General features: G+C 32.7%; 8 protein-coding genes. 5 read left to right on the top strand and 3 right to left on the bottom strand.

Going from position 1 to position 12,988, the window contains the following annotated elements; translation table 11 throughout:
* Positions 1-25 precede the first annotated feature (25 nt).
* Positions 26-409, top strand: a complete 384-nt coding sequence (locus G5V56_RS11880; RefSeq protein ID WP_166965260.1) for a RidA family protein — start codon at positions 26-28, stop codon at positions 407-409.
* Here G5V56_RS11880 and G5V56_RS11875 read toward each other — a convergent pair whose 3' ends face one another.
* Complete coding sequence (locus G5V56_RS11875; protein WP_166965258.1) at positions 410-2,347, bottom strand: response regulator; 1,938 nt, start codon at positions 2,345-2,347, stop codon at positions 410-412. It abuts the gene before it with no gap.
* A gap of 234 nt (positions 2,348-2,581) precedes the next feature.
* Between G5V56_RS11875 and G5V56_RS11870 the strand changes: the two genes are divergently transcribed.
* Positions 2,582-3,622 (top strand): GMP reductase, encoded by a 1,041-nt coding sequence (locus G5V56_RS11870; protein WP_166965256.1) that lies wholly within the window; start codon positions 2,582-2,584, stop codon positions 3,620-3,622.
* Positions 3,623-3,631: 9 nt separating this feature from the next.
* Here the strand turns inward: G5V56_RS11870 and G5V56_RS11865 are convergent, their stop codons facing one another.
* Entirely contained in the window at positions 3,632-4,528 is an 897-nt protein-coding gene (locus G5V56_RS11865; protein WP_166965254.1) for an SMP-30/gluconolactonase/LRE family protein, read from the bottom strand.
* A 349-nt stretch (positions 4,529-4,877) separates the two neighbouring features.
* On the opposite strand from G5V56_RS11865, the gene G5V56_RS11860 reads away from it, so the two are divergent.
* The 3 genes from G5V56_RS11860 to G5V56_RS11850 are packed head-to-tail and all read left to right on the top strand — an operon-like array spanning position 4,878 to position 11,668.
* Positions 4,878-8,210 carry a transglutaminase family protein gene (locus tag G5V56_RS11860; protein ID WP_166965252.1) on the top strand — a complete coding sequence of 1,111 codons (3,333 nt, stop codon included), beginning with the start codon at positions 4,878-4,880 and terminating at the stop codon, positions 8,208-8,210.
* A gap of 12 nt (positions 8,211-8,222) precedes the next feature.
* Positions 8,223-10,778, top strand: coding sequence for a circularly permuted type 2 ATP-grasp protein (locus G5V56_RS11855; RefSeq protein ID WP_166965250.1), 2,556 nt, complete (start codon positions 8,223-8,225; stop codon positions 10,776-10,778).
* On the top strand, positions 10,778-11,668 hold the full coding sequence (locus G5V56_RS11850) for a transglutaminase family protein (protein WP_166965248.1): 891 nt from the start codon (positions 10,778-10,780) through the stop codon (positions 11,666-11,668). The genes G5V56_RS11855 and G5V56_RS11850 overlap by 1 nt, the downstream gene beginning before the upstream one ends.
* 41 nt (positions 11,669-11,709) lie before the next feature.
* Here the strand turns inward: G5V56_RS11850 and G5V56_RS11845 are convergent, their stop codons facing one another.
* Positions 11,710-12,939 (bottom strand): ATP-binding cassette domain-containing protein, encoded by a 1,230-nt coding sequence (locus G5V56_RS11845; RefSeq protein ID WP_166965246.1) that lies wholly within the window; start codon positions 12,937-12,939, stop codon positions 11,710-11,712.
* Positions 12,940-12,988 lie beyond the last annotated feature (49 nt).

The raw sequence follows: 12,988 nt of genomic DNA, 5'->3' as shown, positions 1-12,988 counted from the left end.
TTGATTTTAAAAATATTCATAAATCATGAAAAAAACTATAATTACTACGGCTAATGCTCCTGCTCCTATTGGACCTTACAATCAAGCCATTCTATCAGGAAATACATTGTACACGTCTGGTCAAATTGCAATTAATCCAAAAACTAGTGAGTTGGTTTTAGATGATATTGAAACTGAAACTCACCAAGTGATGAAAAACATGGAAGCTGTTTTAAAAGCTTCAGATATGACATTTGATAATGTGGTTAAAACATCTATTTTTATCACAGATATGAATGATTTTGGTAAAATAAACCAAGTTTACGGTAGTTATTTTGACGATGATTATGCGCCTGCTAGAGAAACTGTTCAAGTAGCACAATTACCAAAAAACGTACATGTTGAAATTAGTATGATAGCTGTAAAGTAATTATTTATTTTCTTCTTCTGTTTTAGTTGTTTTCTCCTTAGGAGCGTATTTAACTAGAAGTTCTTTTAATTTTTTAGTTTCTATTGGTTTTGCTAAAAAATCATCTATTCCAGCCTCTTTTGCGGTTTTTATATCCTCTTCAAAAGCACTGGCAGATACTGCAATAATAGGAATATTACGCTCAGCATACTTCGTGCTTTTTTTAATCAATTTAGTCGCTTCATATCCATCCATTTCTGGCATAAATATGTCCATGAATACCATATCAAAATCTAAAATATTAAAAAGCTTAACAGCATCAGATCCATTTTTAACAAACGTACAATCTGCTCCTTGTTGCTCTAAAAGAAACTTGATTACTTTTTGGTTCATGGTATTGTCTTCAGCAACTAAAACAGAAAACTTATAGTCAAACTGATTGAGTAATATTGTACTGGTCTCTAATTTTTCTCGCTCCAGATTTAAAGTTCTTTGTAATTGAATACTGAAATAAAAAATAGACCCTTCATTTTCTTTACTCTCCAATTTAAGTTCACCACCCATCGCTTTTATTAATTGACTAGAAGCTGTTAATCCTAAGCCAGTACCTCCATAATAATCCATGATTGATAAATGATTATTGTCTGAATCATTAAAAATTCGTTTAGCTTTATCTGGTGGAATTCCAATACCCGTATCTTTCACATAAAAAGTAACTATCTGATAATCATCCGGTCCTACAGTTTGATCTATAATTAAAGAAACAGTCCCTGCATTGGTGAATTTTATTGCATTGTTCAACAAATTAGTTAAAATCTGCTTTATACGTTTAATATCTGCTAGCAATAAAAATTTTTGGTTTTCATCTGCTAAAAATTTAAACTCAAAATTTAAGCTATTATCCCATGCTTCATATTCAAAAACTTTAATTAATCTTGATAAATCAGATTTTAAATCGATAGCAGATAATTCTAATTTAATTTCTCCTCCTTCTACTTTAGAATTATCTAAAATCATATTTGCTAACTGCAAAACATGCTCTGATGAATATTCTGCTATCTCTAATTGTATTTGTTGCTCTGTGGTTAACTGACTCTTTTTAAGCATATTTATCATACCTAATACGGAGTTAAGAGGTGTTCTAATTTCATAACTCATATTAGCTAGAAATACAGACTTATATTCACTTATCTTGGTGGCTTCTTCTAAATCTGACTCTAATAATCGTAATTTAGACTTTATTAATTCAAAAGCTTTATCTAAATTCCTAATTTCATCAATATTAGAAATTAAAGGCTCCTCTTTAAAATTTGTATCTAATTCATTAAAAGTCTCTATTTTTAAATTTAATTCTCTTAAATCTCGAGTTAATCTATGCGCCAGAAAATAAACTATAACCAGAAATAGAACAACAAGTAACAAAAAGAACATTGAGGCATTACTTTTCAATTCTTTTTCTCTACCATTTGCTATTTGAGTTAATTTGCCGTTAAGTAATCTCAAAGTATCATTCAAACGATTACCATTAATATCAATATTTTTATAGAACTCTTTAATTGATAATTCATCTAATGTTTTATTTTCATCTATTTGAGTTTTAATAACGTTTATATCATGAAATATCACATTAAACTCATTATCAAAATTAATTGAATGTGCAACTAAATTACCCTTTAAACTATCTAATGTTTTTATATAACCATCTAAATTCGAGCTATATAACAATAACGAATCTACATAGCTCTTTGTGTCTAATTGTTTATTAAAATGAAATAATAAGGAAGATTGAAAATCTATGGTAGTTTTAGAAATATTTTTATTGACTTGATTGATCTTATTTATATCATTTAATAAGTAATCATTTTTTTTCTCAATTTGAGAATATCCAACAAACAATAAAATAATCATAGTAATAAAGGAGAAAAAAATCAATACTACTCGTATCTTAAATGATCGCATAGATTTTTTAAGAAATGCTGTTTTAAGCTGATTTTTTAGAAAATTTTTGATATCTGCTCTAATTCCCAAAATGGTTTTTTCTGTAAGTTTTTATTATATTTTTTGTAAAAATTTCTGCCAATATAAAGGTAATATTAAATAATAACATGAGGTTCATGTAATTTATTCGTTTTTTACAATTTTTCAATTTTAAAAATAATACTTTTGAAAGTACTCCACTAATTTTATAACAAAATGAGAATAGAATATGATATAAAACTTGGCTTCAAGGATGTGATGATTCGTCCAAAACGTTCAACATTAAAAAGCAGAGCTCAAGTAAATTTAGTACGAGAATTTAAATTTTTACATAGCCCTTTAACTTGGCAAGGAATTCCTATTATAGCAGCTAATATGGATACTGTGGGTACTTTTGATATGGCTTTGGCGCTAGCAAATAAATCCTTGTTTACAGCAATTCATAAACATTATTCACTTTCAGATTGGAGAACATTTGCTACCAATGCACCAAAAAATATTGAAAATCATATTGCTATTAGTACAGGGACGGGGAAAAAAGATTTAGAAAAGTTAGCTTCTATTTTTGAAATCAATCCAAACTTAAAATTTATTTGTATTGATGTGGCTAATGGCTATTCTGAACATTTCGCAGATTTTGTAAAACAAACAAGAGAACACTATCCTGACAAGGTAATTATAGCTGGAAATGTTGTTACAGGAGAAATGGTTGAAGAACTATTACTATCTGGAGCCGATATAGTGAAAGTTGGTATTGGTCCTGGTTCTGTTTGTACCACAAGAGTAAAAACGGGTGTTGGCTATCCGCAATTATCTGCTATTATTGAATGCGCCGATGCAGCACACGGTTTAGGTGGACAAATTATTAGTGATGGTGGTTGCACCACTCCAGGCGATATTGCTAAAGCTTTTGGTGCTGGTGCCGATTTTGTGATGCTTGGTGGCATGCTTGCAGGCCATGACGAAAGTGGTGGTGAGATAATAGAACGCAACGGTAAACCTTTCAGAAAATTCTATGGGATGAGTTCCTCTACAGCTATGGAAAAACATGTTGGTGGTGTTGCTGAATATAGAGCTAGTGAAGGTAAAACTGTTGAAGTTCCTTATCGAGGCAATGTAGAGTCAACCTTACAAGACATTTTAGGTGGTTTGAGAAGCACGTGCACCTACGTTGGGGCGCAACGTTTAAAAGAACTTACCAAACGTACCACGTTTATTAGAGTAGCAGAACAGGAAAACAGAGTTTATGAAGACTAATTTTAAGATCTAGTCTACTCCTTTTACTTTCATTTTCAAGGTATAAATACCTTTTCGAGCCGTTACAAAAAGTATATTTCTTTTTTTACCACCAAAACAAACGTTGGCAGGTTTTTCTGGAAATTCAATATCTTTAATAAGTTTGCCTTCCGGACTATAAACCCATATTTTACCAGATGTAAGATACACATTGCCTTTATTGTCAATGGTCATACCATCGCTACCATGAGGCGCAAAAAATGTTTTATCGGTTAAACTACCATCATTTTGAATCGTGTATTTCCAAATTTTATCATCACCAATATCTGCAACATAAATTGTCTTTCCATCGGGTGTTCCAATAATTCCGTTGGGTTTTACAAAATCAGAAATTACGCGGGTAATAGTCCCTTCCGGATTTAAATAATAAACCCCTGGAACATCTTGAACTTGCTTATGGTCTTCGCTCCACCATGATCTGTGATAATACGGATCTGTAAAATAAATACCTCCGTTTGGCGCAATCCATAAATCATTGGGCGCATTTAAATGTTTACCATTATAGTTTTCAAAAATAACATGTACTTTTTTATGTTCATCAAAATAGACTAATTGATTTTTTTCATCGGCACATGAAACAAGTTGATCTTTATCATTAAAATACATGCCATTCGATCTTCCTGTACCTTCTAAATACAGTGAAATACCATTCTTTTCATTCCAAATATAAATTTTGTCGTTCGGCTGATCTGTAAAATAAACACTCCCATCTTTCGCTACGGCTGGTCCTTCGGTAAATAGAAATCTCGTTTCTATAGTTTCTACTTGAGCATTTTTTTTTATTAATGAAGACTTATTTTGAGCGTTTACTTCAAAAAATGAGAGCGTTAAAAACAATATAATGATTGCGCTATTATGACGTTTCATGATTTTTATTTCTTAAAGTTAAAATCACTAAATTAAAGGTATGTTCTCAAAAAACATACATGTTTTGTCTTTTTTAAGGTATTCAAAAGTATTTTAACAACGGTATTGCAAATCGATTAGCAACTTTTGATTATTTCGTTAGCAAATATGAGATTACAGCAGTTTAAAATTTAAATTTTAATGATTTTATAAAACTTAAGGACTATATTAAAAATTCATTTAATACTACCTAGTAATTTGTAAATTAGGCTAATAAATATGTTAATAAAAGGCTCTTTATTTTAAATATGCGTATCAAGTTTCATTTAAAAAACAATTAAATTGCGTCTTTCGAAAAACCAACTAAAACATGGCTTTAAAAATAGTAATTTCTCATAAAACACTTTATAAATACGATCGTCCTGTATCGCTATCTCCTCATATTTTTAGGCTAAGACCAGCACCACATAGCAGAACACCTATAGAGGCCTATTCGCTAAAAATTAAACCAGAAAACAATTTTTTTAATTGGCAACAAGATCCATTTGGGAATTACTTAGCACGATTGGTTTTTCCTGAAAAAACAAAGGAGTTATCTATAGAAGTTGAAATTATAGCCGATTTAAAAACTATCAATCCTTTCGATTTTTTTGTTGAAGAATATGCCGAAGAATTTCCGTTTGAATATAAAGAAACCGTTAAAAAAGAACTCCTTCCCTATCTTGAAATTACCGATAAAGGCGAACTTCTTGAAAATTTTATTAAAACCATCGATTATACACCAAGAAAAACCATTTATTTCTTAATCGATATTAACAGAAAAATATACGAGTACCTTAATTACAACATTCGTATGGATCCTGGCGTACAAACCTGTGAAGAAACCTTAAGTCAAAAAAACGGATCTTGTAGAGATTACGCCTGGTTGTTTGTTCAAGTATTGAGGCATTTAGGGTTTGGAGTGCGTTTTGTTTCAGGCTATTTAGTACAGTTAAAATCTGATGAAAAATCATTAGACGGTCCATCTGGTCCTGAAGAAGATTTTACCGATTTACATGCCTGGGCCGAAGTTTATATTCCTGGAGCAGGCTGGATTGGTTTTGATGCAACATCGGGCTTATTAGCTGGTGAAGGACATATTCCATTAGCTTGTACTCCGTCTTTTGAAAGTGCTGCACCCGTTTCTGGTTCCACCGATGTTTGTGAAACCGAATTCTTTTTCGAAAATTCTGTAAAGCGTATATTCGAATCGCCAAGAGTTACCAAACCTTACACCGATGAGCAATGGAAAGCCATTCATAAACTTGGCTATAAAGTTGAAAAACAATTAGAAAAAGGTGATGTACGACTCACTATGGGTGGAGAACCAACATTTGTTTCGATAGACGATATGGAATCGGCTGAATGGAATACCGATGCCGACGGACCTCATAAAAGAGAGTTAGCAAAAAGCCTAACCACGAGATTATATGATAAATTTGGTAAAGGTGCTTTTCTTCATCAAGCGCAAGGAAAATGGTATCCAGGAGAACCGCTTCCGCGTTGGCAAATTGAAATTTGTTGGAGAAAAGATGGTAAACTTATTTGGCATAACAGAAAATTGTTATCATTGTTTTCAGATAATCCTGTTGTCCCAGAGCATGCCGATAAACTATTTTTAGAAACGCTAACTAAGCATTTAGCGATTTCAGATAAACATATTATTCCTTCGTTCGAAGATTCATTTTATTTCTTATGGCAAGAAGGAAAATTACCAATTGATATCGATCCCACAAAAGAGGATGGAAATTTACTGGTAAAAAACAAATTGAAAGAGATTTTAAATGAAGGAACTTCAAAACCCGTTGGATATATTTTACCGCTTAATAACACGAGTGGAAAATGGTACACAAGCGAATGGGCTTTTAGACGAAATCATCTCTTTTTAATTCCTGGAAACTCGCCTATCGGATTGCGATTACCTTTAGATTCGCTGATTAGAAAACCAAAACAAGGTGAATTTCCTCAATACGAACCCGATAATTTTTCTAAAAAGAAATCACTTCCAAGCTATAAAAACATCGTTTCTAAACGATATAAAGAGGTGCAAGAAAATGGCATAGAAGAATCTTATAATAATTATTTTATTAGAACGGGACTTTGTGCTGAAATTAGAGAAGGTAACCTTTACCTCTTCTTACCACCTCTGGATTCTATTGAAATATTTTTAGATTTACTCGCCTCGATTGAGGCGACTGCCAAAGAACTAAATATTCCTGTAACACTAGAAGGTTACGATGCACCCAAAGATAGCCGATTAGAATCTTTAAAAATCACTCCAGACCCTGGAGTTATTGAGGTTAATGTGCATCCAGCTAAAAACTGGGACGAGCTTGTAAATAATACCTTCGCACTTTACGAGGAAGCCAAAAAATCACGTTTAGGTACCGAAAAATTCATGCTTGACGGCAAGCATACAGGTACTGGAGGCGGTAATCATGTAACCTTAGGTGGTGTTTCTCCGGCTGACAGTCCGTTATTGCGTAAGCCGAGCTTATTACGCAGTTTATTAACGTTTTGGCAACATCATCCTGGGCTTTCATATTTGTTTTCTGGAGCTTTTGTTGGTGCCACGAGTCAAGCACCAAGAATTGACGAAGCACGTATGGAAAACCTATACGAACTCGAAATTGCTTTTAACCAAATACCGAAAGATGGCGAAGTGCCATTTTGGTTAACAGATAGGTTATTTAGACATTTATTAACTGATTTAACAGGAAATACGCACCGTGCCGAATTCTGTATCGATAAATTGTATTCGCCAGACTCATCGTCTGGACGTTTAGGAATATTAGAATTACGTGCCTTTGATATGCCTCCGCACCCGCAAATGAGTCTTATGCAAAACCTATTAGTGAGAACGCTGGTGGCTTGGTTCTGGAAAAAACCTTACGAACATAATTTAGTACGTTGGGGAACAGAATTACACGATAAATTTTTAATTGAACACTTTGTAAGAGAGGATATTAAAGATATTGTTTCGCAATTAAACAAAGCTGGTTATAAGTTTAAAGAAGATTGGTTTAATCCGTTTTTTGAATTCAGATTTCCGCTTCACGGCATGGTCGAAATTAATAATATTCATTTAGAATTGCGTGCTGGTATAGAACCTTGGAATGTTTTAGGTGAAGAAATGACTGGCGGTGGAACGGCTCGATATGTCGATTCTTCAGTAGAACGTGTTCAAGTGAAAGTATCTAATTTTAATAGCGACAGATACGTGCTCACCTGCAACGGTTTAAAAGTGAATTTGAACAAAACACCTGTTAAAGAAGAATTTGTGGCAGGTATTCGTTATAAGGCATGGAATCCGTATTCGGCATTACATCCAACCATTGATGTTGATACACCATTAGTTTTTGATATTGTTGATACTTGGAACAGACGTTCGATTGGCGGTTGTACTTATTTTGTGGCGCATCCGGGTGGACGAAGTTATGAAACCTATCCCGTAAATAGCTACGAAGCCGAATCACGACGCATCAATCGTTTTTGGGAATTCGGGCATACGCAAGGTGATGTAGAAACGGTTGAAGAAATTAATCAAGATACCAACAGATCGAATAAAAATGTTACCGAAAAGGATGCATCAAAAAAATTCAGATATAAAGAATTACCTGTAAATTTTGAGTTTCCAAACACCCTAGATTTAAGAAAAAAATAAGCAAAGTCTTATATGACAACCCATTCAAATATATTATTTCAAAATTATTTTTCAGATTTTAAAAACTATGATGAAGTTTTAAAATCTAACATGTCTATTAATCCAAATTGGGAAACATTACTTAATAATCTTACCGAAATGGGTCATGACGCATTAATCTCAAAGCAAAAAGAGATTGATTGGCTGATGGACGAAAATGGTGTAACTTATAATGTTTATAACGATCCTAAAGGACTTCATCGTCCGTGGAATTTAAATATTGTTCCGTTTGTTATTCATCAAAAAGAATGGGAAACCGTCGAAAAAGGTATCAAACAACGTGCTGAAATTCTCAACTTAGTTTTAAAAGATATTTACGGCAAAAGAGAACTTATAAAGAAAGGGATTATTCCTCAGGAAGTCATCTTTGCTCATCGCGGATTTTTAAGGCAATGCGATCAAATTCAATATAAAACTGCTAAAAACTTATTAATATATTCCTCAGATTTAGCACGTGGACCCGATGGCCGCATGTGGGTTGTAAACGACCGTACACAAGCGCCGTCTGGTATGGGTTATGCTTTAGAAAACCGATATTCAATGAGTAAAGCTTTACCAGGTATTTTTAAAGATATTAACGTAAAGCAGCCTTCTGGATTTTTCTACGATTTTAACCAAATGCTTATTGATTCGGCGCCACAAAACAAGGAAAATCCTAATATTGTTATTTTAACGCCTGGACCACATAACGAAACGTATTTCGAGCATTCCTACTTATCGTCTTTTCTAGGATATCCGTTGGTAACCGGTGATGATTTAGTGGTTCGTAGTGGTAAGGTTTGGATGAAATCTTTAAAAGAGCTCAAACAAGTCGATGTTATTTTAAGACGTGTTGATGATGTTTTTATGGATCCTTTAGAATTAAGAGAAGATTCTTATTTGGGTGTGGCAGGATTGCTAGATGTTATTAGAAGGCAAAACGTCTCTATTATTAATCCAATAGGTAGCGGTATTCTGGAAAATTCAGGATTAATTCCGTTTATGAATAATATTTGCAAATACTTCTTAAAAGAAAATTTAATTTTACCGCAAATAGCGTCTTGGTGGTGTGGACAAGAAAAAGAACGTAATTATGTTCTCGATAACCTGTCGAATTTAGTTGTAAAACGCATAGACCGATCGAACAGAGAGAGCATATTTTTCTGTGAATTTTTAGATAATAAGGCTTTAGAATCACTTAAAAAGGAAATTATTTCTAGTCCATACGGATTCGTAGCACAAGAGAAGATCTCGTTCTCCACAGCGCCCGATTTTGTAGACGGTACTTTAGAACCCAGAAAAGTAATGTGCCGTACCTTTGCTATTGCAAAACATGACAGTTATAGCATTATGCCAGGTGGTTTGGTAAGAGTTGCTGCAGAACGTGAAAATTTATTTGTATCAAATCAGCGTGGTGGTGTAAGCAAAGATTTTTGGGTTTCGACGGATGAGAAACAAACCAACATACAAAATTATGCTTGGGATAATTCGTTTAAAATACGTATTTCAGATATTAACGATTTACCAAGTAATACTGCTCAAAATTTATTTTGGTCTGGTCGTTATTTAGGAAGAGCTCTTGTCACGGCTCGGTTTTTAAGAACAGTTCTAAATCGCATGAGTAGCGAACAATATAATGAGGGAATTACGGGTTCAGAAAATTTAAAATTTTTATTGCAATCACTAACACATATTACCTATACATTTCCTGGCTTTGTTGGAAAAGGAAGTGATGCGCTTTTAAAAAATCCTTTAAAGGAAATTTTATCGCTTATGTTAGACCAAGACCGAATGGGCAGTTTTGCACAAACCATGTCAAGTTTTAATAACTCTTACTATTCGCTGCGAAACTTATGGTCTAAAGATATGTGGCGTGTGTTTGATGGCATTCAAAAATTATGGTTAAAATTTGAAGATGACGATAATTATTCCATTTCAGCCTTAACAAAAATACTGGATAGAATTATTACCAGGATAATTGCCTTTATGAGCTTAATTGAAGAAAGTATCTTAGTTCAGCAAGGATTACTACTTTATTTTATTGGTTTGCAAACTGAGCAAGCTATGATGAATGTTTCTAAATGCCGATCGCTACTCGTTTTTAATCATAACGAGCAATTACAATACGATATTTTAGAATCCTTACTCACAAGCCATGAAAGTTTAAATATTTACAGGTACAGTTATCGTTCATATTTGAATGTTGAAAATGTGATTCAACTTATTTTATTACAAAGTGATTATCCAAAATCGCTAACCTATCAATTGAGACGCATTCAAAAGGATGTAGAACGTTTACCTCATTCAAAAGCAACAGGAAATATTACAGAATGTGAAACTTTAATTGCAGAAGCTAATTTAAAAATTCAGCAATTAAACATTAAAAGCTTACTGCAGTTAAATAACGATGGAAGTTTAAGACAAAATCTTGATAATTGCCTTTCAGAATTAAGTGATTTACTTCATGATTTATCCCTATCAATTTCAGACACGTATTTTAATCATTCGCATCAGCAAACGCAATTAGTTAATCAAAATTTTCCTCTATAATGGTTTTTAAATTATCTCATACAACCTCCTATAAATATGATAGTGGTGTAACATTTTGCCATAATATTGCCACGTTAAAACCTAAAACAATTGTTGGACAAACCCTTTTAGATTATAAATTAGATATTAGTCCAATGCCAACTGAAATTTCAGAAAAAATTGATTTTTTTGGGAATGTGGTTACCCGTTTTTCTATTCAGCAACATCATAAAGAGCTTAAAGTTACGGCAAGCAGTATTGTAGAAATAGATTCTTCTTTAAAACCCGATATTTATCAATCTGTTGACGCACAAAAAATAACCTTACAACAAGCCATTCAAGAATTAAAAAGTATTGAACCAAATATTTTAGAAGTTAGACAATTTATATTAGAATCTATTTTAATTGCCAAAATAACGCCAGAAATAAAGGAATATGCTGGTGTATCATTTAAACCAAATCGCCCTATTTTTGAAGCTGCTTATGAATTAATGCAACGCATCTATACCGACTTTGAGTTCGATCCAGAATTTACAAATGTTGCAACTCCAATTCATGATGTTATGAAAGAGAAAAAAGGTGTTTGTCAAGACTTTGCTCAAATTGCTATTGCTTGTTTACGGTCTGTTGGGTTACCAGGCAGATATATAAGTGGCTATATTGAAACCTTACCTCCTCCGGGAAAAGAAAAATTGATTGGCACCGATGCATCGCATGCTTGGTTTTCTCTTTATATTCCAAAATTTGGTTGGGTAGATTTTGATCCTACAAACAACCAACTTCCAAAAGACCAGCATATTACAGTGTCTTGGGGAAGAGACTATTACGATGTGCCTCCACTAAAAGGTGTTATTTATAGCACTGGTAAAAACAAAATGAATGTTTCGGTTGATATTAGACCGGCAGTTTAAAAAATTAAGATTCATTCATGTTTAAGTTTCAGTGCGTTTTATCACAAAAATTTACCAAATGTCATTTTTTCACCACTAGAACCTGTTTCATTAGGTATTAATTGATAGACAAAATCTGGTTTTAATCCTGCTTCTTTTCTATGTGAAACGTATAAAATAGCCGTATTAGTTTCTTTAGAGATTTTATTTATAAGCTGCGTAAATATTTGGGCATCTGTATCATCTAAACCATTGGTAGGTTCGTCTAAAATAAGTAAAGGTGGTTGTTTTACCATAGATCTTGCTATTAAAACAAGTGTTTGGTGCCCTGTTGATAATGATAAAAAGTTTTGTTTTCGAATATCAAACATACCCAACACATGCAGCCATTGATGTACAATTTTAATTTGCTGATTGGCTGGTTTTTTATAAAGTCCTACTGTATCAAAAAAACCTGAAGCAATCATGTTCCCAATTGAATCTAAACGTTTAAAACCTCGCAGCATATCTGATGAGAAATAACCAATCTTCTTCTTAATATCCCAAACACTCTCACCACTCCCCTTTTTCACACCAAATAAAGTAATATCTTGTCCGTAAGCTTTTGGGTTATCTCCCGTAATAAGAGACAATATGGTACTTTTACCAGAACCATTCGGACCTATTAACTGCCAGAATTCACCGGATTTAATTTCCCAACAAATATCTTTAATAATTGGCCTATCATGATAAGTAATCGAAACACCGCTAAATTTAACCAAAGGATTTATTTCTGATGTAATTGGATTGTACGACTGTGGCAAATCGTTTACAAAACTTTTATACTGTTTATTTTCTGGTTTTTCAAAAAGAATAAGATTATCATCCTTCAATTGATAAACAACCTCAATAAAACTTAAAATATCACTTATTCGATTTGTAATTTGAATAATGGTAATATGTGTGCTTAATTCAGATAACGTTTTATGAATAGTGACACGTGATGTTATATCTAAATTACCAAACACATTATCAACAATCAGATAATCAGGTTGCTTTGAAATAATATGTTGTAATAAAGCTTTTCTTCTTTCTCCCTCAGATGAATTTTGGAGACTATTTTTTGTTTCAGTTACAACATCAAAACGTCCGTGACGTTGTTCTTCATCGATAAACTTATTTAAAGTAACTTCTGAGAAAACAGCACCATTTACACCTAAAAATATACTATTAATATCTCCAGAAATAATCTTTTCTATTAATTCTACTTTGTTATCGTTATTAGAAATATATATGGCAAAATGATGATTCAAATTCAATCGTTTTTCAAATGAAACCGTTTATAAAAATAAAAAACCTTTA

It is taken from the genome of Yeosuana marina (assembly GCF_011762485.1).
Classification (GTDB): Bacteria; Bacteroidota; Bacteroidia; order Flavobacteriales; family Flavobacteriaceae; genus Yeosuana; species Yeosuana marina.
Note: the sequence above shows the minus strand (reverse complement) of the source record. Positions and strands in the feature narration are given on the sequence as shown.

Coding starts and splice junctions, on each gene's coding strand:
- G5V56_RS11880 (WP_166965260.1), top strand. CDS start 26: ATGAAAAAAACTATAATTACTACGGCTAATGCTCCTGCTCCTATTGGA.
- G5V56_RS11875 (WP_166965258.1), bottom strand. CDS start 2,347: ATGCGATCATTTAAGATACGAGTAGTATTGATTTTTTTCTCCTTTATT.
- G5V56_RS11870 (WP_166965256.1), top strand. CDS start 2,582: ATGAGAATAGAATATGATATAAAACTTGGCTTCAAGGATGTGATGATT.
- G5V56_RS11865 (WP_166965254.1), bottom strand. CDS start 4,528: ATGAAACGTCATAATAGCGCAATCATTATATTGTTTTTAACGCTCTCA.
- G5V56_RS11860 (WP_166965252.1), top strand. CDS start 4,878: ATGGCTTTAAAAATAGTAATTTCTCATAAAACACTTTATAAATACGAT.
- G5V56_RS11855 (WP_166965250.1), top strand. CDS start 8,223: ATGACAACCCATTCAAATATATTATTTCAAAATTATTTTTCAGATTTT.
- G5V56_RS11850 (WP_166965248.1), top strand. CDS start 10,778: ATGGTTTTTAAATTATCTCATACAACCTCCTATAAATATGATAGTGGT.